The organism is Natrinema sp. SYSU A 869 (assembly GCF_019879105.1).
Classification (GTDB): Archaea; Halobacteriota; Halobacteria; order Halobacteriales; family Natrialbaceae; genus Natrinema.
On the sequence record NZ_CP082249.1, the window covers coordinates 3,865,267 to 3,891,140 of the forward strand.

Here is a 25,874-nt window from a genome sequence, read left to right on the forward strand (position 1 = left end):
CGAGAGAGCGTTTACGGCGATTCCACAGCGGCCGGTTCGGAACCCCGCCGAGGAGTGCCGGTCTCTGACAGTCGTTTCTCGCCGGCCCGACCTTGATGCTGGATGACAGCGAATCCCCGTCTATGAGCACGAATACGACGACCGGAACCATCATCGCACAGGGGGCCGAGATACCGGCGCTCGGACTCGGTACCGCAGGCATGTCCGGCGGCGACTGTCAGCGGGCCGTCGAAACCGCGCTCGCGGTCGGCTACCGCCATATCGACACCGCCCAGCTGTACGACAACGAGGCTGCGGTCGGCCGAGGGATCGCCGAGAGCGAGGTCGACCGCGAGGACGTCTTCGTCGTGACGAAGGTCCATCCCGACGACGCCGCTCCCGCTGACGTGTGTGAATCCACAGAACGAAGCCTCGAGCGGCTCGAACTCCAGACCATCGACCTGCTCCTGTTACATGGGCCAAGCGACGAGGCACCGCTCGCGGCGACCATCGGTGCGATGAACGACTGCCAGCACGACGGGCTGGTCGACCACATCGGGATCAGCAATTTCGGGATCGAGGGACTCGAGGACGCGATTGACTGTTCCGAGACGCCGATCGTCACGAATCAGGTGAAGTATCATCCGTACCATCAGCCGGACGACCTCATCGCGTACTGTCTCGAGAACGAGATCCTCCTGACGGCGTACAGCCCGCTCGCGGAGGGGTCCGTCGTCGGTGACGAACGGTTGGCGTCGATCGGCGAGCCGTACGGCAAGTCAGCCGCACAGGTGGCCCTGCGATGGCTGATCCAGCACCCCTACGTCGCGGCGATCCCGAAGGCGGCGAGTCGGGAACACATCGAGGCGAACGCGGACGTTTTCGACTTCGAACTCTCGGCAGAGGAGATGCGCGCGGTGTTCGAACTCAACGGTGGGCTTTCAGATCGGCTGGCCGCGCAGATGGGACTATAGTAGCCGCTGAAACGATTTATACACTGATCGCACAGCTGTCATTCGATCAGATGTGCAGTGACTTTCAGCGGCTACTATAGCGTGACGGCTACGCAGTAGTGAGTCGCTCATCGCGAGCGCGATTCGAACACCACGAAAAATCATAACAGTAACACGGCCGCCCCGAGCAGTATAACCCGATGCATTTCGATCACGCCGGGATTGCGACCGACGACGCGGCGGACCTCGCAGCACTGTACAGCGACCTCTTCGGCCTTGAGGTCGCCCACGAGGAGGAGTTCGATGGCATGCACGTCGTTTTCCTCGACTGTGGCGACGGATATCTCGAACTGCTCGAGCCGCTCGAGGAGGGCACGATTTCGCGATACATCGAGGACAACGGGGCGGGAATCCACCACCTCGCGCTCGCGACCGACGACATCGAGGGTGCTCTCGAGACGGTCCGCGACCGCGACGTGGCGCTGATCGACGAGGAGCCGCGACCGGGGGCGTGGGGCCACTCAGTGGCGTTCCTCCATCCGAAGGACACAGGCGGAATCCTGATCGAACTCGTCGAACACTGACCGGCGCGTCGCCTACTCGCTCGCCGGAGACTCGGCCGTAGTTATTTGCCGTATCTCGTCACGGGTCTCGTGGCGGACCGCGACGGTGTCTGGATATCGCCCCTCGAGATCGATTTGCGCGTTGTAGCTGACGGTGCCGAGACAGTCGACGCAGTTGTCGGCGTCCTGTTCGCCGACGGCGACGGTGACTGTGAGACGATCGCGACCCTCGTCGTAGGCCGTCTCAGCAAGCGAGAGGTCGTGACAGGGCGTCGGCGTTCCGATATCGCCCGCTACGACGACGGTTTCGCCCGTGAATTCGACGCTGGCTCGGTCGCCGTCCGTTCGGTCTGCACACTGCCCCTCGTCGACCGCGAGCGATGCGTCGACAACGTCAGGAACCGGACAGGAAATCGTGGTTGAGGTCGACTCCGTCCCGATGCCGGTCTCGCGGAGCGTGATGTTCATTTGGGATCGGGTGCAGTCGAACGGCCGCCGGCTGACGCTGTCGGCAACGGTCGACTCGCTCGTGCCGTCATCACTGCTGGTCGTGACGGTGACCGCGTACGACCGCGGCTCGACGAGGACGATCGTGATCCCCTCGCCCGCCGCAAGGTCGAGATCCCGCTCGAGTAGCGTTCCCCCATCGCCGCTTTCAGCGGCATCACCGTCTCCGTCGTCCTCACTGTCTCCGTCGTCCTCACTGTCTCCGTCGTCCTCGATGTCTTCGTCAGTCGTGATCGCGACGGAAATCGTTCGGTCCGTTTCGCCTTCGTTGCGGAGCTCAAGTTCGTGTGGGGGATGTGCGGGAAGGAACGGAACCTCGTCCGGATCGCCGACCGTGATCGCGTCCGCCGATTCCGATCCAGTGTCTCTCTGATCGGTCCCGTCGCTCGAGTTGGCACCAGCGTCGTCATCGTCGGTCCCGGAACGGTCCGTCTGGAGGCGCTCGAACGTCGAACCTGTACAGCCGGCTAGTCCACAGAGCGCGCCGGTGGTGCCGGCGAGGAGGTCGCGTCGTCGCATACGAGATTCCACCACGATGGGGAATAAACACCTTTGTCAGGCGCTCTAACCTGTATTTAGTCGAGACTATCAGGGATTCCGGGGCAGGCAAATGTCACGGCTTTACTGAACCCGTCGCGCGTCTACGTCGGTTTATGAGTAGCCTATTGCAGCGGGAGAACCAGCGCAGTAGCGACAGCGAACCGCTCCGTCGATCGGAGACGGACGAGGGATCGATCGTCGCAAGCGGAGTGTTTCGGCTCGCACGCGTCCTGTTCGGTGCCGTCCTCGCGTTCATGGCGACTGACAACCTTCGGAACCTCGAGGGGCGAATCCAGTACGCCGAGTCGAAGAACGCGCCGGTCCCGTCGCTGTCAGTTCCGGCGATCAGCGGTGGTCTCCTGTTTGGGAGTCTCGGGATCGCACTGTGGCGCGTTCCCGCCGCGTCTGCCGCTGCGGTCGCGTCATTTTTCGCGGGCGTCACGCCCCTGATGCACGACTTCTGGAACGTGGACGATCCCGAAGAGAAACAACAGCAGATCATCGAGTTTTCGAAGAACACCGCGTTGCTGGGAGCGGCGCTCGCCTTCCTGCAACTGGGCCGATCCCAGAATTCCCGGGAGTGAATCCATTCGGTCAGCGACTTGAGCACGGTCCAGTTTCGCCGATCAGTTCGAGCGTCAGCCGAAGTTCTCAATTAGCGCCTCATCGGAATCGCCGCCAGCGTCCTCGATCGCATCGGCGACGAACGTGACGAAGCCGTCGAAGCCGAACGCGTAGAGCTGGCCCGCCTCGCGGTGGGTCGCGATCGCGTCCGCCAGGTCGTCGTCAGCGTCCTGGTCGACGAATACGACCGTCGCGCCTGCGTCCGTGAGCGCCTCGAGCCGATCGGTGTGGGCTGGTTCGTCGGCCTGATAGATTACCACGGCGTCGTGGCCTGCGTCGTGGGCCGCTTCAGCGACTGCGACCGATGGGCCGATCCCCGGGCCGCCGGCGACTGCGACGATATCGTCCTCGCCGTCGTAGGCGATTCGACCGAACGGCCCCTCGATATGAACGGTCTCGCCGCCCTCGAGTTCGGCGAGCCACGGCGAGAGGTCGCCGTCGGGATCCACGCCCACGGTGAGTTCGAACGTCTCGCCGACGGACGGCGACGAGAGCGTGTAGTGGCGCGAGAGTACCTCGTCGTCGGGTGCTGCTCGAAGCAAGACGAACTGACCCGGTTGGGCGTCGAACCCGTCTGGCGTCTCGAGTGCGATCGCGACGGTATCAGGACCGACTTCGCTGACCGATTCGACGGTGACTGGCGTCCCTTCCATGACGAATCCGTTCGGCGGCTGATTGAAAAGGCGTTCCGTTCCGTCTACGACGCCGGTTCGACTTCAGATCCGGAACGCGCGAAAACTATCTCTCGGCTCGGTCATACGTTCGCTCCGTTGTCGGTTTCTTTCCCCCGATAACCGAGTCTCCACAATTAATAACACCGGCCAGCTGTTTTTCTCTATACCGAACATATCAGCCACTGTTGCGGTGGCAGGTTGGGGTTTCAGAAGCCTTTTCATTTATGGGGGGCAAGGCTCAGCATAACATGGCTGAGGACCTCAACTGGGCGGTCGGAGGCGAAGCCGGGGACGGCATCGACTCCACGGGTAAGATCTTCGCTCAGGCACTCGCCCGAGCCGGACGGCACGTATTCACCTCGAAAGACTTCGCGTCGCGGATCCGCGGTGGCTACACAGCTTACAAGATCCGCACCTCCGTCAACAAGGTCCAGAGTGTTGTCGATCGACTCGACATTCTGGTCGCGCTCACCCAGCGCACGATTGACGAGAACTTAGACGAGCTCCACGAGGGCAGTGCAATCATCTACGACGGCGAGCGCTCCTGGGATGCCGAAATTCCCGACGAGATGACCGCCGTCGACGTCCCGCTGAAGTCGCTGGCTGAGGAAGCCGGCGGCGCGATTATGCGAAACATCGTCGCGCTCGGTGCCGCGTGTGAGATCACCGGCTTCGACGTCGAGTACCTCGACGAAGCCCTCGAGAAGCGCTTCGGTGGCAAGGGCTCGAAGATCGTCGAGAACAACAAGGAGGCCGCCCGGGCGGGTCAGGAGTACGTCCAGGAGAACTACGACCTGGATCACCTCGGCTACAACATCGACACGACCGACAACGATTACGTCTTACTCAACGGCAACGAGGCGATCGGGATGGGCGCACTCGCGGCTGGCTGTCGGTTCTATGCCGGCTACCCGATCACGCCCGCAACGTCGATCATGGAGTATCTGACGGAGCGTATCGAGGACTACGGTGGCCACGTCGTTCAGGCGGAAGACGAGTTATCAGCGGTCAACATGTCACTCGGGGCCGCGCGTGCCGGTGCCCGATCGATGACCGCGACGTCGGGAGCCGGAATCGACCTCATGACCGAGACCTTCGGTCTGGTCGCGACCAGCGAGACGCCACTGGTCATCGCCGACGTCCAGCGCTCCGGTCCATCCACGGGGATGCCGACGAAGCAGGAACAGGGCGACCTTAATATGGCGCTGTACGGCGGCCACGGCGAGGTCCCGCGGTTTGTCGTCGCCCCCACGTCGATCACCGAGTGTTTCTGGAAGACTGTCGAGGCGTTCAATCTCGCCGAGAAGTACCAGACGCCGGTCTTCCTGGTCTCTGACCTGGCGATGTCGGTCACCGAGCAGACGTTCCCGCCGGAGGCCTTCGACATGGACGAGGTCGAGATCGATCGCGGCAAGCTCGTCGAGGACGACGAGGTCGACGAGTGGCTCGACGCACAGGGTCACTTCCGCGCTCACGCCGTCACCGAGGACGGTGTCAGCCCGCGTGCCATCCCCGGCACGACCGACGCCGCCCACATGTCCACCGGCCTCGAGCACGACGAGCTCGGCCGTCGGACGGAGGAAGAGGACGAGCGCGTCCACCAGGTCGACAAGCGAAACCGCAAGGTCGAGACCGCACAGAACGAAGAGGACTGGGACTACCGGGAGTTCGGCGACCCCGACGCCGACAACCTCATCATCTCGTGGGGGTCGAACGAAGGTGCACTCATCGAAGCGCTCGACTACCTCGAGGAGGACGGTATCGACGTGCGCGTCATCTCGGTGCCATACATCTTCCCGCGACCAAACCTGACCGAGGAGATCGAGGCTGCCGCCGACACGATCGTCGTCGAGTGTAACGCGACCGGGCAGTTCGCCGACGTGATCGAACACGACGTGCTTACCCGTGTCAAGCGTATTAACAAGTACACAGGCGTCCGCTTCAAGGCGGACGAACTCGCGGACGATATCACCGACAAACTCACCGAGGAGGTACCAGCATAATGAGCTCCGACGTACGATTCACCGACTTCAAGTCCGACAAGCAGCCGACGTGGTGTCCCGGATGCGGCGACTTCGGGACGATGAACGGCATGATGAAAGCCCTCGCGAACACCGGCAACGATCCCGACAACACCTTCGTGGTGGCCGGGATCGGTTGTTCCGGTAAGATCGGGACCTACATGCACAGCTACGCCCTCCACGGGGTTCACGGCCGTGCACTCCCGGTCGGGACCGGCGTCAAGATGGCCCGTCCCGACATCGAGGTCATGGTCGCCGGCGGAGACGGTGACGGCTACTCGATCGGTGCCGGTCACTTCGTCCACGCCGTTCGCCGCAACGTCGACATGACCTACTGTGTCATGGATAACCGCATCTACGGGCTGACCAAGGGCCAGGCCTCGCCGACCTCGCGGTCGGACTTCGAGACCTCGACAACCCCTGAAGGACCCAAACAGCCGCCGGTCAACCCGCTGGCTCTCGCGCTGGCCTCCGGCGCGTCCTTCATCGCCCAAACCTTCAGCTCGGACGCAATGCGCCACGCTGAGATCGTCCAGAAGGCCGTTGAACACGATGGCTTTGGCTTCGTCAACGTCTTCAGTCCGTGCGTCACGTTCAACGACGTCGACACCTACGATTACTTCCGCGACAGCCTCGTCGACCTGCAGGAGGAGGAAGACCACGATCCGACCGACTACGAGGCCGCCAAGGAAGTCATCCTCGACAGCGACAAGGAGTATCAGGGCGTGATGTACCAGAACGAAAACTCCGTGCCATACCACGAACAGCATGGCGTCACCGAGGACATGTCCGAGATTCCGGACGGCGCACCGGAAGACGCGATGGACCTCGTCCGCGAGTTCTACTAACGCCGTTTCACCGGTCGGCTTTCTCCCGTTTCTGATGAAGACGATGGGGAGCCGCGGGACGACGAGAGGAGTGAACGAGACGAACGACCGTCGTCGGGCGACCGAACCGACTCAGTTATCGACCGGGTGTTCGGCAGACTCCATCAGTAGTTCGACGTTCGCCGACTCGTCAGCAAGTCGCTTCGAGAGGATGCCGAACAATACGAGCTGGTCGTCCTCGTGGTCAAATGATGTGAGCTTGATCTCGATGTCGATCGGTTCCCCCTCGAGTTCGGACTCCCCGACGAAGGTGTCGACGGTCCGACTGTCGTCGAGGATATCAAGCGCGAACGACTCCTGATGCTGAATGTTTTCGATATCGCCACGGTTGCTATCGACCCGGTCGAGGAACTCCGTAAGTAGCTCCTCGTTCGACATGTCGTCGAGCGGGTTGACAGACTGCCCGGCGACTTCCATTCCCGGAACCGAGACGGCCGCGAAGGCGCTTCCCTCCCGGGTTTGGCCCATGTAGTCGACGGATTTTGAATAGCTCGAGGTCCAGATTGACGCCTCGAAGTCGCGTTCTACGCCGCCGATGGCCTCGGATCGCTCCATCGTCCGCTCTTCGACCGTCTGTTCCTCGTAGCCGGTCTCCGCAACCATCTCGTTGGCTGGGGCGACCCGATTGGAGTCGAACTCGAGCGGCTCGTTCCCGAGGACGAACCCGAGACAGCCGGCGGTCAGCGCGAGCGTCCCGGTCGCGCCCGCGGCGAGCAGCGATCGTCGAGAGTGAGTCATTATTCCACTGATTCGAGAAGAGCGGCATATTCCTTGTGCATCCTTCAAATTCGTAGACAAGAACGTCGACAATTCGTGACAATTCGGTCACTCGAATCGGGACTGACGAACACATCAAGAGTTATCGGGGTCGACACCCCCCGTTTAGCCATGACCGAATTCGCAGATCGAGTCGAGCAGGTGTCGATTAGCGGTATCCGCGAAGTGTTCGAAGCTGCGGGCGAGGACGCGATTAATCTCGGCCTCGGCCAACCGGACTTCCCGACGCCCGCACACGCACGCCGCGGGGCGATCGAAGCCATCGAGGCCGGGCGGGCCGACGCCTATACCTCGAACAAGGGCACGCCACAGCTTCGGGAGGCGATTTCGGCGAAGTACGACCGCGACTACGGCCTCGAGATCGACCCCGCAGACGTGATCGCGACGTCGGGCGGCAGCGAGGCCCTACACCTCGTGCTTGAGGCCCACGTCGATCCCGGCGAGGAAGTCATCTTCCCCGATCCCGGCTTCGTTTCCTACGACGCACTGACCCACATCGCCGACGGGACGCCGAACCCCGTCGGGCTCCGGGAGGATCTGACCCTCGATCCCGCGACAGTCGAGGATGCGATCACCGGCGAGACGGCGGCGTTCGTCGTCAACAGCCCCGCGAACCCGACGGGGGCCGTCCAGAGCAAAGCGGACATGCGCGAGTTCGCCCGCATCGCCGACGAGCACGACGTGCTCTGCATCTCCGACGAGGTCTATGAGCACATCGTCTTCGAAGGCAAGCATCACTCGCCGCTCGAGTTCGCCGAGACGGACAACGTCGTTGTCGTCAGCGCCTGCTCGAAGACCTATTCGATGACGGGGTGGCGGCTCGGCTGGGTCGTCGCCTCTAACCGCCGCATCGAGCGGATGCTCCGAGTCCACCAGTACGGGCAGGCCTGTGCCTCCGCACCCGCACAGTACGCCGCTGAAGCCGCCCTGACGGGTCCACAGGAACCGGTCCAGGAGATGGTCGAGACCTTCGAGGAGCGTCGGGATCTCGTGCTCAACGGGCTCACGGATGCGGGCCTCGAGGTGCCCACCCCAGAAGGTGCCTTCTACGCGATGCCGAAGGTGCCCGAGGGCTGGTGTGACGAAGTGCTCGAGCGCGGCGTCGTCGTCGTTCCCGGCGATGCCTTCGGTGCGAACGGCGAGGGATATGCACGGCTCTCGTATGCGACCGGAACTGAGGAATTGAAGGAGGCGCTCGAGATTATGGACGCCGCGACGAAGGCCGTTCGATAGCAGTAGATCGTAGTACCGTTTTGTTATTCGAACTCTCAGCTGAACGTCACTGTAAATTCCGGTGGTCGACGTGTTACTCCGATCGATCACCTACCATGCGGTGGCGCGCGCTGTCAGCTGACCGAGCACTGGCGAGGGCGGTTGATGATGCCATGCAAGGGATGCAGACCGCAGCGACCCGTCGAAGCGAGGACCGCAATCGGACTGGGGAGGGTGAGGTGACTCCGTGCCGCCAGGGTGGGCAGGACGCTCCGCGTTATTCTCGTTCCTTCTACGTCGATGATTAGTTCACATATTTACTGACCGACAAAATCGGTAGGATTGGAATGAAGTGTTCTGCTATCGTGGCAACAGGGAATCGCCACGCCCTCCCCAGCCGATTTCTGCTCACGGGCGCGTAGCGCCCGTTCGCATGGTTCGCGGAACCTTCGGTTCCGCGCTAACGCTCACGCCTGCCGGCGTGTTCGCTCATCTCTCGCTATTGCTCGGCTGGCCGTCAGCGCGCGCCACCGCATCCGATCGAATGGGTCGGAGCGATACGCAGTCCAACTACACTGAACGTCATGCTTTCGCAGTGACTACTCGTCCGATGCGAAACGGCGGAGAATACGTTCGGGAGTGTTAGCTCTGTGCTGACGCGAATTCGTCGACGATCGTCTCGCAGAACGCCTCGAGGTCTCCCGGATTCCGGCTTGTCACTAGTCCGTCGTCGGTGACGACCTCCTCGTCGACCCATTCGCCGCCGGCGTTGCGGATATCGGTTTGTAGACTGTGGTAGGAGGTCAGCGTCTTCCCGTCGACGACATCGGCTTCGACCAGCGTCCACGGGCCGTGACAGATCACGCCCGCTGGCTTGCCGTCCTCTACGTGCTGTCGCAGGAGTTCCACACCGTCCTCGTCGGTTCGGAGCGTGTCCGCACCCACGGTTCCGCCGGGGACGATCAGCGCGTCGTAGTCGTCCGCCGAGACCTCGTCGAACGATTTCTCGACCTCGTAGCTCTCGCTCCACTCGAGGTCGTCGTTCACGGTCTGTGCGTCGCCGGTCTCGCTACCGAGTACGTCGACGGTCGCGCCGGCGTCAGCGACGGTTTGCTTCGGTTCGGTGAACTCGACTTCTTCGGAGCCTTCTGGTGCGAGGAAGAGTCCGATGATCGCGTCCTCGAGCGGCTGGCTGTCAGAGTCGCTCATATCGAGAGCGAGGGCGCTCGTGCGGACAAGGGTTGTACTTGCTGGTGCAAAACGGCCCGGCAACGCCGCGATTAGCGCGGCTTACTCGAGGACCGTCTTCCGTCACGTACACCCTTATGCCGCCCCGCTTCGTGTTCCCGAACGATATGCGCACTGTACGCCTTCACGAGCACGGTGATGCGGACGTCCTGCAGGTAGACGAGATCGATCGTCCCGAACCCGCCGCGGACGAACTGCTGATCGAGGTCGCCGCCGCTGGCGTCAACCCCGTTGATACCTACTTCCGGGACGGGTCGTACACACCGGTCGACGTCCCGTTTACGCCTGGCGTCGATTTCTCGGGCGTCGTCGCTGAGGTTGGAGACGCCGTCGACGGCTTCGAGGAAGACGACCGCGTCTACGGTACCGGTATTGGGGGTGCCGCTGCTCAGGGTGCCTACGCGGAATACGCGACGGTCCCCACCGATCGTGTCGTCCGCCTTCCCGACGGAGTCGACATGACCGAAGCGGGTGCCGCCGGCGTTGCCGCCGTCACCGCCTGGCGCGCGCTGATCGACCACGCCGACGTAGAACCCGCCGAATACTGTCTGGTCCACGGCGGGTCGGGTGGTGTCGGCCACGCGGCCGTCCAGATCGCGGCCGCCGTGAGCGCGCGGGTGATCACCACTGCTGCGGAAGAGTACCACGACGCACTCGCCGATTACGGGGCCGAGACGGTGCTCGACTACGGCCGCGACGATCTGGCCGACGCCGTCCTCGAGGCCTCGGACGGCGGTGTCGATGCGATCCTCGACCACCGACTCGACGACTACCTACAGTTCGACGCGGACGTCGCCGCGACGGGTGCCCGCGTCGTCGGTATCGGCGAGAACAGTCCCGATCCGGGCTTTTCGAACGACGGCGCTGCTCGCTCGAAAGACGTCTCCTACCAGTTCATGAGCATGTTTAACACGCCTGATCTTCGCGTGCCGCTGCGCGGGGTCGCCCACCTCATGGACACCAGCGGGCTCTCGATTAATGTGGCGCGGACCTACGACCTCGAGGAGGCGGCCGACGCACAGCGAGCCGTCCTGAACGATAGCGTCCTCGGAAAACTCGTCATCGAACCGTAGCGGTCGGCGCAGGCGCTACGCGAGAGCTATCGTGTGAAAATCCCGAAACACAGCGCCCGATGACAGCGGTCAGGCCGGTCCCTGGACCGCGTCCTGCCGGTCGATCAGCGTCCGCCCGTGATCGGTAAGCGTGATCGTTTCCGTCTCGGTGTCGTAGTCGATGACATCTGCGTTGGCCAACTTCGGGATGTGGGTGTGATGCAGCGAGATGCGGACGGCCCGGCGGTCTCTCGGAGAGATGTTGTGATCCGAAATCGCGTTTGGCTCTGTACCCGCTTCCTGCGCGGCGATCTCCACTGCTAACTCCGTGAGCGCGGCCGTCCCGTCGGTCTTCTCGAGATAGTTCAATACCGAGCGTCTACGCTGATCCGCCAACAGCTCCATCGCCGTATCGACGGCGTCAGCGCGATTTTCGCCGAACGCGGTGAGGCTCTCGGGCGAACTCAGTAGTGGGATCATATCCTCGTTAGGGGCCGGTGCATATATATACGACATGTGAGTCCGATCGAAACACCACCCCCAGTGTCACGAGGAGAAGACCGTCTACCTGATCTCTGAAGCGTCCGATATCGCGGCTTCTCGAGGACAATGAGAGAATCGATCAGGACAGTTCGGCAACTGCTTCCATCGTCGTCCGCTTGTCCGCCTCGGTCATCCCGTTGACGAATCCGACTCGAACGGCATCGACGCCCTCGATCTCGCTGTACGATTCGACCCACTCACGGACTTCTTCGGGTGTGCCTGCGGGGGCCAGTTCGTCGAGCACGTCTTCGGGCAGGGCTTGGGCCATCGCGTCGGTATCCCGTTCCTCCCAGGCGGCCCGAATCTCGTCGACGACGTCGGGATAGCCCTGTTCAGCGACCGAGTTCCCATAATAGGGACCGTAGGCTCCGAGCAGGAAGGCGACCGTACTGCGGGCTTTCTCGCGCGCTGCCTCGCGGTCCTCCATCGCGACCCCGCGAACGATCGGGGCCACCCGCAGGTCCGAGAGCTCCTTGTCGCTGAGTTCGGCACCGCGTTCCAGATCCTCGAGTCGGTCCCGCAGGCCGTCTCTCGTGAACAGTTGGGGTGCCCAGCCGTCGCCGAAGCGGCCGGCCAGCTCGGTGGCCTTGGGACCGAGGGTGCCGACGTCGATCGGCGGCGGATTCTCGCTCGGCCCGCGCTCGTAGTCCAGGCCGGGGATCTCGAAGATCTCGCCGTCGTATGAGGGGTTTCCGTCCTCGTAGACCGCGCGCATGATTTCAATCACTTCGCGGGTCCGGCGGAGCGGCCGGTCGAACTCTTGGCCGTGCCAGCGCTCGGTGATCGCCGGCGAACTCGGCCCGATGCCGAATCGGAAGCGGCCGTCGGCGGCGGCCTGCATCGTGAGCGCCGTCTGGGCGAGCATCGACGGTGTGCGCCCGTACGGTGAGATCACGTCGTTAGAGATGCCCAGTTCCTCGGTCCGATCGGCGGCCAGCGTCAGCGGCGGGACGATGTTCCACCCGGTCGTCTCGCCGACCGTGATCCGATCGAACCCCAACTCCTCTGCCTGTACGGCGCGGTCGGCGACTCCCTGTGGCTCGTCGTAGTCACCGAGTCGCACCAGCAAGTCCAGTTCGGCGTTCACAGTAGTCCCTCCGCGTCGGCGCTCGAGTCACATATTTCGATGTCATTACCATGCACCGCGTTATGCAATCACATAAACTGTAGCGTTTCCGTCTATGTACGCGACGTGGCCGACCACGAGACGGCTCCGATCACCACTCGAGGATGTCCTCACACAGTCGCCGGGCCGCCTCGAGGTGCTCACGTGCCTCGTCATGAGCGGGATCGTCAGCCTCATCGAGGAGCCCGCTGACTTTCTTGACGCGCTCGCGGACGATCTCGGCCTCGAGATCGCTCGTTGCGGCGTCGCGGGCCACCGCCTCGGCCTCGCCGAGCCAGCGGTTCGTCGTCGGGTCGATCGGGAGTTCGGCGGTCGCCTCGAGCCGGTGGGCGAGCGCTCGGGTTCGGGCCTCGAGTGACTCGAGGTCGTCCGAGGGTGGCGGGGTCGATCGATCAGTCACGAGATGGTGTTCGGTCGCGAGTACCGTGATGATTTCTGCTATCGTCAAGCGCGTCAGCGAACAATTTGTGCGATCAGTAGTTCGCAGATACCGTCATCGAACTGGCGCGAAGGAGGTTATGCGAACTTACTGATACTGTCGGACAGAAGTCACTGCAGAGTCGATCGCGAACGATCGTCTGTCGACTGTAGAGACGGACGAATTCAGCGATCGATAGTCAACTAGTTCTGTCCGACAGTATGAAGAGAGGTTCGAAGCTGTGCTGAACCGCCCCCTTGAAGCCGAAAAAACGACCAGCGCGATAACCACAGACGCTGGTAACACTGCTCGGGCCGAAATCAGCGATACACCTCGCTTGGTCAGGTGGATGACATCAACCGATACGACGGGGAATCAGTAGGATCCCTCGTCTCTGCTGCAGCCATGACGTCGAAGCATGCGAACGATCTTGATTGGGTTCGTTCAGCACTCTCATTAAATTGGTTGAAAAGATATCGGCGATGTCCTCCCCGATCCGCCTCGAGCGCCTTCCGACACCTCTGGGATTCGCCCCAATCTTTCTCGCAAACCTGATTCTGCTCGTCGGCCTTCTCCAGTGGGCTGGGATTCGGCGACGCTCGTCGTGATCTACACGCTGGAGTTTCTGTTCACCGAGGACGCGCTCACCGTGCAAACCAGTGGAAAACGTTGATACTGTTCGTTGACAATGTTATTGTATGACACACGACTGCTCGTTCCTCGAGGCCCTCGACCTCGGGGATGGTCAGGTTTCCTTCGCGGATGGCCGACGGGAATCGCACGCCGCCGACTATGGGGCGGAGCGAAACGATGCCGACGGTGGCGTGCTCCCGGACGCCGTCGTCTGGCCGGAGTGCACGGCCGACGTATCGGCGGTGCTGGCCGCCGCGACCGACCACGGTGTCCCGGTGACGCCCTACGCCGCGGGGACGGGTCTCGAGGGCAACGCCGTCCCGGCCTACGGCGGGATCAGCCTCGATCTCACGCGGATGGACGCCGTCGCCAACTACCGGCCTGAGGACTTCCAGATTGACGTCGGTCCGGGGATCATCGGCTCCGACGTAGACGAGTACGTCGCCAGCGACGGCCTCTTCTTCCCACCGCTGCCCTCCTCCGGCGACATCTCGACGGTCGGTGGGATGATCGCGACCGATGCCAGCGGCATGCAGACGGTCCGATACGGCGAGATTGCTGACTGGGTGCTCGGCCTCGAGGCGGTACTGGCCGACGGCACCGTCATCCTGACCGGGTCACGGGCGATCAAGACCTCGAGCGGCTACAACTTGACCGATCTCGTCATCGGCAACGAGGGAACGCTGGCCGTCGTCACCGAGGCGACGCTCGAACTCGCCGGTCGGCCGGACCAGATCCGCGGCGGTCGAGCTATCTTCGAGACGCTCGCCGACGCGGCGGCGGCCGTCTTCGACGCGGTTCGGACCGACGTCGGCGTTGCCAAAATCGAACTCGTCGACGGACTGAGCGCGACGATGGCAAACGGGTATCTCGGCAGCGACCTGCCCGACGCGCCGATGGTCTTCCTCGAATTCCACGCGAATCATGATATCGAAGCGGAGATCGACCTCTGCAGAACGATCTTCGCGGATCACGACGTCGCCCGCTTCGAGATGAGCGACGATGACGCGGAGATGGAGGACCTCTGGCAGGCCCGCCGGGAGATGGCTTACGCCGTCTCGACATACGATCCGGACCTCGAGCCGCTCCATCCTGGCGACGTGACGGTACCGATCAGTTACTATCCCGAGGTTGTCCGCGAGACGAAGCGCCTCGCCAACGAGTCCGACCTACTCGTCCCCTGTTTCGGTCACGCGGGTGACGGCAACCTCCACTACAGCGTGCTCGCCGACCCCGACAATCCCGAGCAGGTCGAGCGCGGTGAGGAACTGTATCGGGAAATCGTCGAACTCGCGATCGACCTGGGTGGGACCGCGACAGGGGAACACGGCATCGGCGAGGGGAAACAGAAATACCTCGAGCCGGAACACGGGGCCGGCGCGGTCGAGGCCATGCGGACGATCAAGCGGGCGCTGGACCCAACCGATACGCTCAATCCGGGGAAGATTTTCCCCGAGACGGCCGACGGTGAGCGCGTCCGCGATCCGGAGCGGTGAAACCCCGCGAATCGGTTGATATCGCCCGTTTCGGGACGGCGACAACACAGTTTTTATTGCGGTGCTACCAATCTGAGTAGATAGTCGCGTGGAGTCGGAACCCGATTCGTCCGCGGTTCGGTACGCACTCGAATACGTATGATAGGTAGGATTCACGTCGACGTCCGGTCCAGTTGTAGCCTCCTCGGGACGGTCCTGAAGTATCTCTCCCTGACGCTGCTCGTTCCGACCGTGGTCGCGCTGTACTACCGGGAGAGCCCGCTCCCGTTTCTCGTCGCACTCGTCGTCGCCGTCGCCGTCGGGGCCGGCCTCGAGCGCCTCGAGACGGAGCCGTCCCTCGAGCACCGCGAGGCGTTCCTGCTGGTCGCACTGACGTGGCTGGTTCTCCCGATCGTCGGGACAATTCCGTACCTCGTCGCGGGAACGGGAACGCTCGCGCATCCCGTCAACGCACTCTTCGAGAGCATGAGCGGGTTTACGACGACCGGAGCGACGGTCATGGGCGAGATCTCCGTCGAGACCCACTCGCGGTCGATCATGCTGTGGCGACAGCTCACTCAGTGGCTCGGCGGGATGGGGATCCTCGTATTGATGGTCGCGATCCTCTCGGAGCTCTCCGTTGGAGGGACACAGCTCATCCGGGAGGAAGCGCCGGGTATTCAGGTCGAAAAGCTGACGCCGCGGATCAGGCAGACCGCGCGAGCGCTCTGGCTGATCTATGCGTGGTTCACGCTCGCCGCGGTGGTGGTTTACTACGCCCTCCATCTCACCGGGCTGGCCCCGAACATGACCTTTTACAATGCCGTTGCACACGCGCTCACGACGCTGCCGACCGGCGGGTTCTCGCCAGAAGGGCGTAGCATCGAGGCGTTCGAACCGATCGTCCAGTGGGCGGTCATGCCCTTCATGGTCATCGCCGGGACGAACTTCGCGCTCTACTGGTACGCCTGGCGCGGCCGCCCCGACCGCCTAACGAGCAACGCCGAGTTCCGATCGTATCTCCTGTCGATGAGCGTCGTCGGCGGACTCCTCTCGCTACTGCTGTTTCTCGGCGTCGGCCTTGAGACCGTCCCCGAAAACATCGCCGCGATCCCGGGCAGCCTCGAGCGCTCGCTGCGCCACGGGCTCTTCCAGACGCTCGCGATCGTCACGACGACCGGCTACGCCAGTATGGACTTCAACACGTGGAGCGAGTCGACGCAGGTGATCCTCCTGTTCGCGATGTTTCTGGGCGGCTCAGCGGGCTCCGCCGCGGGATCGATCAAGATCATCCGGTGGTACGTCGTCGGGAAGTCCATCCAGCGCGAGTTGTTCACGACCGTCCACCCGCAGGCGATCCGGCCGGTTCGGATGGGCGACACGGGCGATGTTATCGACGAAGAAGCGATCCACGGCATCTTCGTCTTCCTTCTCCTCTTTCTGGTGCTGTTCGCGGTCTCGACCGTCCTGCTCTTTCTCGACGCCCACCGAACGCCTGGCCTCTCGCTGTCGGGGCTCGAGGCGATCAGCGCGACGATCGCGACACTCGGGAACGTCGGCCCGGGCGTCGGCGTCGTCGGGCCGATGAACAGCTATCTCCCCTTCTCGAACACTGCGAAGCTGTACATGATCTTCCTCATGTGGATCGGCCGGCTGGAGATCCTCTCCGTGCTCGTCATCCTGACGCCGGCGTACTGGCGGTCGTAGCGCGGCTGAGACTCAGTCGTTACTTCTGGACCAGCAGGCCGAGACTCAGTCGTGGACCAGCACGTCGAGTACGTCCGGACCCTCGCGAACGAGTGCGTCCTCGAGCGTGCCCTCGATTTCGTCGGGCGTCTCGACCAGTTCGGCGCGGGCACCGTGACTCTCGGCGTTTTTCACGAGATCGACTGCGGGATCGAAGTCCATCCCGACGAACTCGTAGTCGTCTTCCTCGCCGCCCATGATGGCGAGCGTGTTGTCCTTCAGGATGCGGTAGTTGCGGTTGTCCGAGATGACGACGGTGAGATCCAGATCGTACCGAGCGGCGCTGTAGATCGAGTGCGGATAGTACTGGTAGGAGCCGTCGCCGATGAAGCCGACCACGTCGCGCGGGTCGTCGCGCTGCTCCTCCGCGACGGCGGCACCGACCGCTGCCGGCAGCCCGTAGCCGAGTCCGCCGCCCTTGTTCGAGATGTACTGCTCGGGCGCGAGATCCCACCGGGTCAGCATGGCATACTTCGAGGTGACGCCCTCGTCGACGATCGCCGCGTCGCCCGCGACGCGCTCCATGGCGTCGACCAGTTCGGCCTTCGAGGCGCGGGGATCGTCCTCCTTGTCGCCCTCGCCGTAGCCGGCCATCTTGGCCTCCACCATCTCTTTGACGTCGGCGACTTCCTCGAGCCGGTCCGCCACGACCTCGTCCGAGAGTTTCCGCTGGACGCGTTCGGTGATCCCCTGCATCACGAGTCCCGGATCGCCGATCACGGCCGCGTCCGCCGGCTGGTTCTTGCCGACCTGCCAGGTGTCGTCGCTCAGGTGGATGCAGGTCGTGTCGGAATCGACGAGCGCCTCCTCGTGGCGGGTCAGCGTCGTGTTCGTCGAGACGCCGGCGAAGCAAATCGTATCGGTGTCCATCAGCATCGCGGCCAGGTCCTCGTTCGTCGGCAGGTAGGAGACCCACTGCTCGTGGTCGGTCGGGAAGTCCACTTCACAGGAGAGGATCTCGCCGTGGACGCGCGCTCCCGTCGCCTCCGCGAGTTCGACCGCCGCGGCGACAGCGTCCGCGCCCGAGCGGGCGACGTGGTCGCCGACCACCAGCACCGGATCGTCGGCCTCGGCGAGCAGGTCGGCGGCGCGCTCGAGTTGAGCAGGATCGCCGCCCCCGGCGTTGGGAATCGGACCGAGCCGTTCGGGTTCGGCGTCGGTTTTGGCCAGCATGACGTCGAGGGGCAGCCCGAGGAAGACCGGGCCCGTCGGGGGCGTCATCGCGACCCGGAACGCCCGCCGGAGCATCGTCGGCAGCGTCGAGACGTCCAGTACCTCGTCGGACCACTTGCAGAACTGCTCGGCCATGTCGACCAGATCGCCCGAGAGGATCGGCTCCTCGTGACGGAAGTCAGTGCTGTGATTGCCCGCCGTCACGACCAGCGGCGCGCCGGCGATCTTGGCTGCATAGAGGTTGCCCAGCCCGTGGGCCAGCCCGGGCGCGATATGGAGGTTCGCGACGCCGACCGGGGTGATCGAGTCGTCGTGGTGGGCATGGTACCGCCGCCGCTGGGCGTAGCCCCCAGCCATCCCGACCGCGATGTCCTCGTGGAGCCCAAGGCGATATTCGAGGTTGCTTTCGCTGATTGCATCCATGATTGGCAGTTCGGTCGTCCCCGGATTACCGAAGACGTAGTCGACGCCGTAGAACTCGAGAGCGTCAGTGAAGAGATCCGCACCAGTGTAGCCATCTGTCATGCTCTCCCGTGACACGGCACAGCACATCAAATTGTGTGTTTTGGGCTCGATTCCAGCGCGTGCGGCCCGGCCTGGGTATTATACGTCAGTTCGTTGTCCCCTGACTATGGCCATCGCGAGAGACGGGACGGGGATCGGTGCGACGGCTCGAGCGTTCTGGTCGCAGGTCCATCCCGTCTTCATGACGCCGCCGCTGGCCGCGTCACTGTTCGGTTCGATCCTCGCTGGAACCGTCGACCCGGTGCTCGCGGCGATCCACGTCGCGGCGATGTTCGCGGCGGTCTACACGGCCCACGTGAAAGATGGCTACGTCGACTTCCACGTCCGCGGCGAGGACGATGACCATCCGCTGACCGCGAGGGGGTGTCGGGTCGCGCTCGCCCTGTCAACGGCGGTCTTCGCAGTGTGCTGTCTCGTCCTCGGCGTCCTCGTCGACCTCCTCGCGGTCGCGCTGGTCGTCCCCGCGTGGCTAATCGCCTACCACCACGCGCCGCAACTCGACATGAACCCCGTGACGGCGACGACCGGCTACCCGCTCGGAATCGCCCTGTCGGTACTCGGCGGGTTCTACGTACAGGCGACGACGCTCACCGCGGTTCCGCTCGGCTTCGCCGTCGTCTTCCTCGCACTCCTCTCCGGGATCAAGGTGATTGACGACGCCCAGGACTACGCCTACGACCGTTCGATCGACAAACGGACCGTCGCGGTGGCAGTCGGCCCCGACCGCGCCTACGACGTCGCGTACGGGTTGATGGCCGGTGCGCTAGTCGCCGTCGCCGCACTCGCCGCCGTTCGTATCTTCCCCTTGACGGCGCTGCTAGCGGCCCTCGCGTTCGCCGCGGTCGCCGCCGTCGCGCGGCGAGCCGATCCCGAACTCGCGACCATGTTACTCATCCGGGGTTCGTACGTGTTCCTCGCTGTCCTCGTGGCTGCCGTCCGGTTCGATCCGATCGGTCACCTCGTGTGAGCATGCCGAACTGGGTCGACGGCCACGCCGTTCAAGACGAGTCCGGTCGTCCGGCCTCGCGTTCTCAGAGCGACTGTCGATGGCCGCACCTGGGACAGTACATCGTCCCGTTTCGGATGAACGTGTAGCTCTCGTCACAGCGGTCACACAAACAGCCCATCGAGAGGCCGATTTCGCGAGCGAGTTCGGCGACCGTATTTTGTAACTGCCGGTGGTGACGCTCCGTCTTCTCAAGACGGTCGCTGAGAGCGGCCAACTCTGCCGATATCTGCCGGTCGCGTCGGGGGCTGGGAACGCGGGCTGGACGGGGAGTCATAGACTGTATAGGTCGCCAGTGACGAAAAACACATCTCTACTCGACAATCGTCACGACGGTTCTAGTATCGGTGAGGACAAATCCGTCTCAGTGAGGTGATTGAGTAGTTTGTCGATCCGTAGTCAAGCGCATGATGCGCATTCGGTTCGAACCGCTCGCCAAACGCGTACGTGAGGTCGAGAGACCGAGCCGCTCGCAGCGGCGTCCCTTATTCGACCTCGGCCTCCGCAGACTTCTCGGAGACGTCCGGCGGCTTCCAGTCCAGTTTGATCGTTACCGTCTCGCGGTTCCCTCGCAGGATCGACGACCGCTCGCGGACGCCGACCTCATAGGCGATCAACTCCGACGGCCGGAGGTCGACCGTCTTGTTCCCCGTCCGGATCGTCGCCTCTCCCTCGCCCTCGAGTTCGTCGGCGAGCGCTCGAAGCTGTTCGGCGGCCTCCTCGCGAGTCACCTCATCGGCGGAGAGTGTCTTGTCCACCATGGGCAGTCCTACCACGAATAGCGGAATAAATCGTCCGCCTAACGATGGGGATTGTGAGAAACTGAGCAATTATACCTGTTCTGTGGCGTTATTGTACTCTAAAACGCAATTTTTCGAACACAGACTTATAGCCGGTCGGGACTTCCTCGAGCAACGTTTCATGAGCCGTGACTCACATCCATTTGTCACGACGCCGTCGAAACGATCTTGATCACAGATACTGAGCCCACACAATGTGCACAACTTATAAACTTCAATCTGATCCCGTCTAACTCTCACGGTGACTATCGGTACTTATCAGACGACAATTGTTTATCAGTCTATGAGAAGGAATACATCATGGAGTATCGCAGCGTACTGTACCATATACTGCTTTTGCCACAATATGTATTGGAACCTCTGTACTTGATGTAATGTTCTCCTACGTACGGAACCAACCTCCGTTATCAGGTCTCCGTGAGCTATGGACCGACCCGATCTGGTGGTTCGGACTCCTGTTCACATATTATATCGTCACTCGCATGGCTCAGATGAGGAATTATCTGTCAGACAGAACAACTGAATGAACTCAACTACAGCGACTACGTGTTGAGTGATATGGGGGTAGTTCGCACTGGACACTGCATCTAACTAAGGCAATTACTTGGTCATATATTATCAGTTAGTACTCACGATCTTGATCACGTCACCCTCCTCGAGTTCGTACTCGTCGCCGATCTCTCGGTTCGTCTTGGCGTTGACCGCGTGCAAGTAGCCGTCGCCAATATCGGAGTGGACGCTGTAGGCGAGATCGACGGGGGTCGAGCCGTCGGGTAACAGGAAGGCGTCGGGCAGGACGTTGCCGCTGCCGTCAGACCACTTCGAGGCGTCCTCAACCGGGTAGGCAGTGAGGTGCTCGAGCAGGTCGTAGACCGCGTGATCGAGCGCCGTCTGGACGCCGGTGCCGTCCCACTCGGCCATGGTGTCCGCGAGGCCCTCGAGGGCCTCGCGTTGGGCGTCGTTGACGTCGTCGCCGATATCGATCGTCTCGTCGCCAGGATCGTACTCGATCAGGCCGTTGTCGGCGGCCCGGCGGAGCGCGAGTTCGCCCTCCGCGGTGGTGGGGATCACTGGTTTATCGAGTTCGAGCAGGCGCTCGACGTTCTCCTCGGGTGCAACGTCGATTTTGTTCGCCGCGACGACGATCGGCTTGGTCCGCCGGCGTACGTCACGTGCGAGGGCTTCGCGGTGTTCGTCCTCCCACTGGATAGGATCGTCGGGGTAGTCGAGATCCCGGAGGGTCATCGCGATCTGTTTGGGCGACGCGCCGAAGCCAGAGAGCATGTCCGCCAGCGCGTCGTCGATGTCGAAATCGGGTGAGCGGGACTTGCGCTCGACTGCCTCCCAATTGCGTTCGACGATGCCCGCCAGCCAGAGGTCCATCTCCTCTTCGATGAAGTCGATGTCCTCGAGTGGATCGTGGTCGCCGATATCGACGGGTTCGCCCTTCTCGTTGGTGCCGCCAGAGGCGTCGACGACGTTAACGATCACGTCCGCGTTCGTGAGTTCATCGAGGAACTGATTGCCCAGTCCTTTCCCCTCGTGAGCGCCCGGAACGAGTCCCGCAACGTCTAAGAGTTCGATCGGAACGTAGCGCTTGCCGTCCTCGCAGTTGTCGGCGTTGCACCGCTCGTCGCGCTCGAGACAGGGGCAGTCGGTCCGGACGTAGCTGACCCCGCGGTTGGCGTCGATCGTCGTGAAGGGATAGTTGGCGACGTCTACCTCCGCCATCGTCGCCGCCGTGTAGAACGTGGACTTGCCGGCGTTCGGTTTCCCGGCAAGTGCGATCGAAAGCATGCTGTTTCGTAGCCCCGTCTACAGGAATTGTCTTTCGATTCCGCGAACCCCTCGACGGCCTCGCGCCGGCTGCCGACCGCGAGGAGTAGGAGTACCGACGTCTGCACTGAGCACTTCCGTGCGACTCTGCCCACCCTCTCCGAGCGAATCCGGCCGGACGAAGCCGAGAACCTGGCTGCCTAACTTCCCGAGGAACTCAGCCGCTTCCTCGTGGACATTGCCGAGGCTCTCTTCGAGATCGCTGAGCAGGAAGGAGTCCGACCCGAGGCGACGGATCGGTCTACTCGTCGACGCGACGATACCGAATACTCGCGGTCCGTGTTCGACGACTGCGTCCTATAGTTTGACGGCCATCATCACTTCGTCGACGTAGCGACCGTCGAGTTTGTAGTGATCCTCTCTGATCGCCTCGGTTTGCCAGTCGTGTTCCTCGAGGAAGGCAATGGCCTCCTCATTGGTCGATGGGACGCTCTGGTAGACCTTCTCGTAGCCGTTCGAGCCGGCCCACTCGAGGCCACGTGAGAGGAGGTGTGAGCCGACGCCGTGGCCACGGTAGTCTTCGAGGACCCCGACGGTGAGCTCGGCGGTGTGGCTCAGCTTCTCTAACTCCGGGGCGTGGAGGTGAACCCAGCCAACGACTTCGTCCTCAACCGTGGCGACGAAGAACATCCGCGACTGGAGTTCGTTGTGTCGGAGCAGGGCCTCCTCGTGGTCGATCTCGTCGGCGACGCTCTCGGCCTCGATGTAGGTCTTCTCCTCGGCGACCCGCCGGATCGCGCCGACGATCCCCGTCAGGTCCTCCTGACGCGCCGGCCGGATGTGAAACTCGAGATCCTCGGAGACGTACTCTTCTTCGGCACCCGCGTCGATCGTTACCCTGAGCGTTCCGTCTTCCGCTTCGATTCGGCCGTCCCGCTTGAGGATCGCGACGTGATGGCGGAACCCGCTCGGATCGAGCCCGAGGCGCTCCCGCGTCTCTTCGGGGTCAACCGCCCCGTGTCGCTCGACGTACTCGTAGATCTCTTTGCGGTCCGCGTGCCCGAACTCGAGCGTCTCAGTTGGTTCCATGCCACGCGCTACCACCCACCAATACTTAACCCTTGTCCGGGCAAACCCCGTCGTCTGCTCATTCCCGCGTGCTGGCGGGGCTTCCCGGCAGACCACGTTAGAAACGTGGCCGCGGTCGAAGTCAGTTTCGACGGACCGGCTCTTAAGGCGACAACTGGTACAGGCTGAGGGACTTCTACCGGCAATACATCGACTCGAGTGCGTGAGATGAGCGGTGTCTCGGCCGACGGGTGTCCGGCAGTGTGCATCTCGCGTCCCTGATGATCGGATCGAACGTGGTGGTTGCTGGCTGTGCGCTCGTCCTCGCGGTAGCGATCGGACTAGTGGCCCATGAGTGGACACACGCAGTCGTCCTCCGGCTCGCACGCGTCGAGTACTCCGTTTCCTATTTCCCCGGGCGGACCGACGGACTCGTCGCGCTCCTGACGACCCGACCCTGGGCTGCCGTCACCCCCCGTCCGACCGGCAGCGAACCCCCGTGGACGCTTCGGCTCGCGGCACTCGCCCCATTCCTCCTTGCGGTCCCCGTCTTCGGGCTGGCCGCTGCCGGCTACGTGACGACCGAGACACCGGTCGTCGCCGCGACGGCAATCGGCTGGCTCGCCTGTGCGCTCCCGAGCCCGCAGGACTTTTCGGTCGCCGTTCACGCTCACCGACTCCTCAAGCGGTCCGCCGACCCAACCACGGCAGCCACTTCCCGCGCCGACTGACGGTCGTCGTGTGGCTTCCGTGTCCGATAGCAGCTATCGCTCGTGGTCCGTCTTCCGATTGTGGCTATCGCTCTCTTTCGGTGTCCGATAGCAGCCGTCATCGAGGGACTAGCGGTGATAGACGCCGGTCGACCACGCGTGTACACCCGTGACGACGGCAAATGTAGCGAGAACGATTCCTGCACCGACGAGTCCGGGTATCGGAACGATCCCTGCTCCGATCGCGGCGACCAGCAGCGTACAGAGCCCGACTGTCGCCGCGTATCGCTGCGGCCACTGGTCGGTCGAATCCGTCTCCTGTGGAGACTCGAGATACGAATCCAGCTGTGACGTCCGCGAGGTCGCCTCGACCCGGCCGCGGTCCTTGTCGTAGTCGACGATGCCGTGGTTGTCGAGTTTCGGCAGATGTGACTGGTACAACGAGATGTAGACCCGTTGGCGTTCGTTGGAGCTCAAGTGTTCGACCGTCGTTTCCTGCTCCCAGGCGGCCACCTGTTCGGCGAGTTCGCGCAATCGAACCGGCCCGTCTGCCCCACGAAGGTATCGGAGGACGTCTCGACGGCGTTTCGTCTGAAGAAGGTGATAGATATCGTCCAGCGCTAGGTCTGACGGGGTGTTTCTCTCGATCGCTCGAGCGGAGTCGTCGACGGAGCCCGTCCAGCTTCGTCCGATCACGTCACTCTCACTGAAGTATACTCTCGTTCAACAGATAAAACTACGTACTGGTTATTGACGTGCTATCGATCGGTTGAGCGAAAACGGAGTTTGGGTCACGGAATGACCCATCAGCCGTCCGGTAACGATGCGGTCACACAGCCACGAATGACCGCAGATCTGTAATTGAGAACGAGTGATCCACCGGCGTTCACAGCGCGTTCGGTGTGTCGAGTGGTCGGCACCACGCCGACAATCAAATGTTGTTATATCCAGTAATAAAGCTATTCATTGATCCAAATACGCCCTACCTGGGATAGAAATATAAATATATGCTATATAATGGAAGAAATTGAGGCTAATGGCCACTTTATGGTGGTGGGCGGCGAGAAATCTGCTGAGATGTCGGACTCGAGTCGAGGCGACGTGCTTCTCAGGGGTCGATTTCCATCGGTGCGCTTCGATCGGACAGTTCCGCACTGACGAGGGCGGCGTGACTCCGCCGGAGTCGTTCCGACAGCGCCTGATGTGAAATGTCCAGTTCCGCCGCCAACTCTTTGAGCGTCACTCCCCGCGGGACATCGAAATAGCCGAGTTCGTGGGCCTTACAGATCGTCTCGTACTGCGTTTCGGTCAGCGGCGTCCGCGCACTTTCGAGGTCGTCCACGCCGCTGATTCGGGTGACGTCGGCTCCGAACTCGTACTGCTCGAGGCGGTCGTGACACGCCGACACTGACTCCCGGTCGTGAAAGAGCAGTTTCACCATCCAGCGCCCCTCCCGACCCCGGGCCGTCAGGATCGCGCCGTCATTTTCGGTGACGATTTGCTCGAACAGCTTCACGCCGTCTCCGAACTCGAGTCGAAACAGCCAGCGATCACCCGGGCCAGCGTCCGTCTCGGTATCGGCCGTGGTCTCCCCGTCGTCGGCCACGCTCGCGATCACGTCGACCGACGGATCCTCCTCGAGCGCTCGCCGAACGGTGTCGCGATTCAGGCCGCTCGTCCAGACGAGCGGTGGGGAGCCACCGATCATGCCGCCGATCTGGAATTCGAACGCCGACACTCGATCGAACGTGCGGGCGAGTCCGAGTCGATCAGCCGAAATCCCGAGTTCGACGACTGTGGTCATCACCGAAATCAACCACAAAGACGTATAGACGGGT

At 62.7% G+C, this 25,874-nt stretch carries 25 protein-coding genes; 11 read left to right on the forward strand and 14 right to left on the reverse strand.

Features of this window, described 5'->3' with window-relative positions; all coding sequences use genetic code 11:
- Positions 1–122 precede the first annotated feature (122 nt).
- Entirely contained in the window at positions 123–953 is an 831-nt protein-coding gene (locus K6I40_RS27310; protein WP_222918522.1) for an aldo/keto reductase, read from the forward strand.
- Between the two features lie 179 nt (positions 954–1,132).
- The gene (gene mce / locus K6I40_RS27315) at positions 1,133–1,516 is read left to right on the forward strand and encodes a methylmalonyl-CoA epimerase (RefSeq protein WP_222918523.1); all 384 of its coding nucleotides are present in this window, start codon (positions 1,133–1,135) and stop codon (positions 1,514–1,516) included.
- 12 nt (positions 1,517–1,528) lie between these two features.
- Here mce and K6I40_RS27320 read toward each other — a convergent pair whose 3' ends face one another.
- A complete protein-coding gene (locus tag K6I40_RS27320; RefSeq protein WP_222918524.1) occupies positions 1,529–2,521 on the reverse strand; it encodes a hypothetical protein in 993 nt (330 codons plus the stop codon).
- 134 nt (positions 2,522–2,655) lie between these two features.
- Between K6I40_RS27320 and K6I40_RS27325 the strand changes: the two genes are divergently transcribed.
- On the forward strand, positions 2,656–3,126 hold the full coding sequence (locus tag K6I40_RS27325; protein WP_222918525.1) for a DoxX family protein: 471 nt from the start codon (positions 2,656–2,658) through the stop codon (positions 3,124–3,126).
- A gap of 54 nt (positions 3,127–3,180) precedes the next feature.
- Here the strand turns inward: K6I40_RS27325 and K6I40_RS27330 are convergent, their stop codons facing one another.
- Positions 3,181–3,819, reverse strand: a complete 639-nt coding sequence (locus K6I40_RS27330; RefSeq protein WP_222918526.1) for an FAD-dependent oxidoreductase — start codon at positions 3,817–3,819, stop codon at positions 3,181–3,183.
- A gap of 269 nt (positions 3,820–4,088) precedes the next feature.
- Between K6I40_RS27330 and K6I40_RS27335 the strand changes: the two genes are divergently transcribed.
- Both K6I40_RS27335 and K6I40_RS27340 read left to right on the forward strand, forming a co-directional pair.
- Positions 4,089–5,843: a 2-oxoacid:acceptor oxidoreductase subunit alpha gene (locus K6I40_RS27335; protein WP_222918527.1), complete on the forward strand. Its 1,755-nt coding sequence runs from the start codon at positions 4,089–4,091 to the stop codon at positions 5,841–5,843.
- Positions 5,843–6,709, forward strand: a complete 867-nt coding sequence (locus K6I40_RS27340) for a 2-oxoacid:ferredoxin oxidoreductase subunit beta (protein WP_222918528.1) — start codon at positions 5,843–5,845, stop codon at positions 6,707–6,709. Before K6I40_RS27335 ends, K6I40_RS27340 begins: the two co-directional genes overlap by 1 nt.
- A 111-nt stretch (positions 6,710–6,820) precedes the next feature.
- On the opposite strand, the gene K6I40_RS27345 is transcribed toward K6I40_RS27340, so the two are convergent.
- Positions 6,821–7,486, reverse strand: a complete 666-nt coding sequence (locus K6I40_RS27345) for a DUF6517 family protein (protein ID WP_222918529.1) — start codon at positions 7,484–7,486, stop codon at positions 6,821–6,823.
- Between the two features lie 150 nt (positions 7,487–7,636).
- On the opposite strand from K6I40_RS27345, the gene K6I40_RS27350 reads away from it, so the two are divergent.
- The gene (locus K6I40_RS27350; RefSeq protein ID WP_222918530.1) at positions 7,637–8,758 is read left to right on the forward strand and encodes a pyridoxal phosphate-dependent aminotransferase; all 1,122 of its coding nucleotides are present in this window, start codon (positions 7,637–7,639) and stop codon (positions 8,756–8,758) included.
- 621 nt (positions 8,759–9,379) lie between these two features.
- Here the strand turns inward: K6I40_RS27350 and K6I40_RS27355 are convergent.
- A complete protein-coding gene (locus K6I40_RS27355) occupies positions 9,380–9,946 on the reverse strand; it encodes a type 1 glutamine amidotransferase domain-containing protein (protein WP_222918531.1) in 567 nt (188 codons plus the stop codon).
- 146 nt (positions 9,947–10,092) lie between these two features.
- Between K6I40_RS27355 and K6I40_RS27360 the strand changes: the two genes are divergently transcribed.
- Positions 10,093–11,058, forward strand: coding sequence for a zinc-binding dehydrogenase (locus K6I40_RS27360; protein ID WP_222918532.1), 966 nt, complete (start codon positions 10,093–10,095; stop codon positions 11,056–11,058).
- Positions 11,059–11,127: 69 nt separating this feature from the next.
- Here the strand turns inward: K6I40_RS27360 and K6I40_RS27365 are convergent, their stop codons facing one another.
- From K6I40_RS27365 to K6I40_RS27375, 3 genes are all read right to left on the reverse strand, one after another.
- Positions 11,128–11,517, reverse strand: coding sequence for a hypothetical protein (locus K6I40_RS27365; protein WP_222918533.1), 390 nt, complete (start codon positions 11,515–11,517; stop codon positions 11,128–11,130).
- 142 nt (positions 11,518–11,659) lie between these two features.
- The gene (locus K6I40_RS27370) at positions 11,660–12,667 is read right to left on the reverse strand and encodes a TIGR04024 family LLM class F420-dependent oxidoreductase (RefSeq protein WP_222918534.1); all 1,008 of its coding nucleotides are present in this window, start codon (positions 12,665–12,667) and stop codon (positions 11,660–11,662) included.
- Positions 12,668–12,797: 130 nt separating this feature from the next.
- The gene (locus K6I40_RS27375) at positions 12,798–13,154 is read right to left on the reverse strand and encodes a hypothetical protein (protein ID WP_345779425.1); all 357 of its coding nucleotides are present in this window, start codon (positions 13,152–13,154) and stop codon (positions 12,798–12,800) included.
- Positions 13,155–13,822: 668 nt separating this feature from the next.
- Here K6I40_RS27375 and K6I40_RS27380 point away from each other — a divergent pair.
- Together K6I40_RS27380 and K6I40_RS27385 are read left to right on the forward strand one after the other, a co-directional pair.
- Positions 13,823–15,253: an FAD-linked oxidase C-terminal domain-containing protein gene (locus K6I40_RS27380; RefSeq protein ID WP_222918535.1), complete on the forward strand. Its 1,431-nt coding sequence runs from the start codon at positions 13,823–13,825 to the stop codon at positions 15,251–15,253.
- Between the two features lie 138 nt (positions 15,254–15,391).
- Positions 15,392–16,939 (forward strand): TrkH family potassium uptake protein, encoded by a 1,548-nt coding sequence (locus tag K6I40_RS27385; protein ID WP_222918536.1) that lies wholly within the window; start codon positions 15,392–15,394, stop codon positions 16,937–16,939.
- Between the two features lie 45 nt (positions 16,940–16,984).
- Here K6I40_RS27385 and K6I40_RS27390 read toward each other — a convergent pair whose 3' ends face one another.
- Entirely contained in the window at positions 16,985–18,676 is a 1,692-nt protein-coding gene (locus K6I40_RS27390; RefSeq protein ID WP_222918537.1) for a thiamine pyrophosphate-binding protein, read from the reverse strand.
- Between the two features lie 106 nt (positions 18,677–18,782).
- Here K6I40_RS27390 and K6I40_RS27395 point away from each other — a divergent pair, with 106 nt between their 5' ends.
- On the forward strand, positions 18,783–19,643 hold the full coding sequence (locus tag K6I40_RS27395; protein WP_222918538.1) for a UbiA family prenyltransferase: 861 nt from the start codon (positions 18,783–18,785) through the stop codon (positions 19,641–19,643).
- A gap of 64 nt (positions 19,644–19,707) precedes the next feature.
- Here the strand turns inward: K6I40_RS27395 and K6I40_RS27400 are convergent, their stop codons facing one another.
- The 4 genes from K6I40_RS27400 to K6I40_RS27415 form a co-directional block, all read right to left on the reverse strand.
- Complete coding sequence (locus tag K6I40_RS27400; protein ID WP_222918539.1) at positions 19,708–19,959, reverse strand: hypothetical protein; 252 nt, start codon at positions 19,957–19,959, stop codon at positions 19,708–19,710.
- A 208-nt stretch (positions 19,960–20,167) separates the two neighbouring features.
- Positions 20,168–20,443, reverse strand: a complete 276-nt coding sequence (locus K6I40_RS27405) for an amphi-Trp domain-containing protein (protein WP_222918540.1) — start codon at positions 20,441–20,443, stop codon at positions 20,168–20,170.
- A 657-nt stretch (positions 20,444–21,100) separates the two neighbouring features.
- A complete protein-coding gene (locus K6I40_RS27410) occupies positions 21,101–22,279 on the reverse strand; it encodes a redox-regulated ATPase YchF (protein ID WP_222918541.1) in 1,179 nt (392 codons plus the stop codon).
- Positions 22,280–22,615: 336 nt separating this feature from the next.
- Positions 22,616–23,347, reverse strand: coding sequence for a GNAT family N-acetyltransferase (locus K6I40_RS27415; RefSeq protein ID WP_222918542.1), 732 nt, complete (start codon positions 23,345–23,347; stop codon positions 22,616–22,618).
- A gap of 260 nt (positions 23,348–23,607) precedes the next feature.
- Between K6I40_RS27415 and K6I40_RS27420 the strand changes: the two genes are divergently transcribed.
- Positions 23,608–24,057: a hypothetical protein gene (locus K6I40_RS27420; RefSeq protein ID WP_222918543.1), complete on the forward strand. Its 450-nt coding sequence runs from the start codon at positions 23,608–23,610 to the stop codon at positions 24,055–24,057.
- 108 nt (positions 24,058–24,165) lie between these two features.
- Here the strand turns inward: K6I40_RS27420 and K6I40_RS27425 are convergent, their stop codons facing one another.
- Complete coding sequence (locus K6I40_RS27425) at positions 24,166–24,732, reverse strand: hypothetical protein (protein ID WP_222918544.1); 567 nt, start codon at positions 24,730–24,732, stop codon at positions 24,166–24,168.
- Between the two features lie 412 nt (positions 24,733–25,144).
- The gene (locus K6I40_RS27430) at positions 25,145–25,840 is read right to left on the reverse strand and encodes a helix-turn-helix domain-containing protein (protein WP_222918545.1); all 696 of its coding nucleotides are present in this window, start codon (positions 25,838–25,840) and stop codon (positions 25,145–25,147) included.
- Positions 25,841–25,874 lie beyond the last annotated feature (34 nt).

Bases quoted from the DNA above. Each gene is read 5' to 3' on its own strand.
- K6I40_RS27310 (WP_222918522.1), top strand. From the start codon at position 123: ATGAGCACGAATACGACGACCGGAACCATCATCGCACAGGGGGCCGAG.
- mce (WP_222918523.1), top strand. From the start codon at position 1,133: ATGCATTTCGATCACGCCGGGATTGCGACCGACGACGCGGCGGACCTC.
- K6I40_RS27320 (WP_222918524.1), bottom strand. From the start codon at position 2,521: ATGCGACGACGCGACCTCCTCGCCGGCACCACCGGCGCGCTCTGTGGA.
- K6I40_RS27325 (WP_222918525.1), top strand. From the start codon at position 2,656: ATGAGTAGCCTATTGCAGCGGGAGAACCAGCGCAGTAGCGACAGCGAA.
- K6I40_RS27330 (WP_222918526.1), bottom strand. From the start codon at position 3,819: ATGGAAGGGACGCCAGTCACCGTCGAATCGGTCAGCGAAGTCGGTCCT.
- K6I40_RS27335 (WP_222918527.1), top strand. From the start codon at position 4,089: ATGGCTGAGGACCTCAACTGGGCGGTCGGAGGCGAAGCCGGGGACGGC.
- K6I40_RS27340 (WP_222918528.1), top strand. From the start codon at position 5,843: ATGAGCTCCGACGTACGATTCACCGACTTCAAGTCCGACAAGCAGCCG.
- K6I40_RS27345 (WP_222918529.1), bottom strand. From the start codon at position 7,486: ATGACTCACTCTCGACGATCGCTGCTCGCCGCGGGCGCGACCGGGACG.
- K6I40_RS27350 (WP_222918530.1), top strand. From the start codon at position 7,637: ATGACCGAATTCGCAGATCGAGTCGAGCAGGTGTCGATTAGCGGTATC.
- K6I40_RS27355 (WP_222918531.1), bottom strand. From the start codon at position 9,946: ATGAGCGACTCTGACAGCCAGCCGCTCGAGGACGCGATCATCGGACTC.
- K6I40_RS27360 (WP_222918532.1), top strand. From the start codon at position 10,093: ATGCGCACTGTACGCCTTCACGAGCACGGTGATGCGGACGTCCTGCAG.
- K6I40_RS27365 (WP_222918533.1), bottom strand. From the start codon at position 11,517: ATGATCCCACTACTGAGTTCGCCCGAGAGCCTCACCGCGTTCGGCGAA.
- K6I40_RS27380 (WP_222918535.1), top strand. From the start codon at position 13,823: ATGACACACGACTGCTCGTTCCTCGAGGCCCTCGACCTCGGGGATGGT.
- K6I40_RS27385 (WP_222918536.1), top strand. From the start codon at position 15,392: ATGATAGGTAGGATTCACGTCGACGTCCGGTCCAGTTGTAGCCTCCTC.
- K6I40_RS27390 (WP_222918537.1), bottom strand. From the start codon at position 18,676: ATGACAGATGGCTACACTGGTGCGGATCTCTTCACTGACGCTCTCGAG.
- K6I40_RS27395 (WP_222918538.1), top strand. From the start codon at position 18,783: ATGGCCATCGCGAGAGACGGGACGGGGATCGGTGCGACGGCTCGAGCG.
- K6I40_RS27400 (WP_222918539.1), bottom strand. From the start codon at position 19,959: ATGACTCCCCGTCCAGCCCGCGTTCCCAGCCCCCGACGCGACCGGCAG.
- K6I40_RS27405 (WP_222918540.1), bottom strand. From the start codon at position 20,443: ATGGTGGACAAGACACTCTCCGCCGATGAGGTGACTCGCGAGGAGGCC.
- K6I40_RS27410 (WP_222918541.1), bottom strand. From the start codon at position 22,279: ATGCTTTCGATCGCACTTGCCGGGAAACCGAACGCCGGCAAGTCCACG.
- K6I40_RS27415 (WP_222918542.1), bottom strand. From the start codon at position 23,347: ATGGAACCAACTGAGACGCTCGAGTTCGGGCACGCGGACCGCAAAGAG.
- K6I40_RS27420 (WP_222918543.1), top strand. From the start codon at position 23,608: ATGATCGGATCGAACGTGGTGGTTGCTGGCTGTGCGCTCGTCCTCGCG.
- K6I40_RS27430 (WP_222918545.1), bottom strand. From the start codon at position 25,840: ATGACCACAGTCGTCGAACTCGGGATTTCGGCTGATCGACTCGGACTC.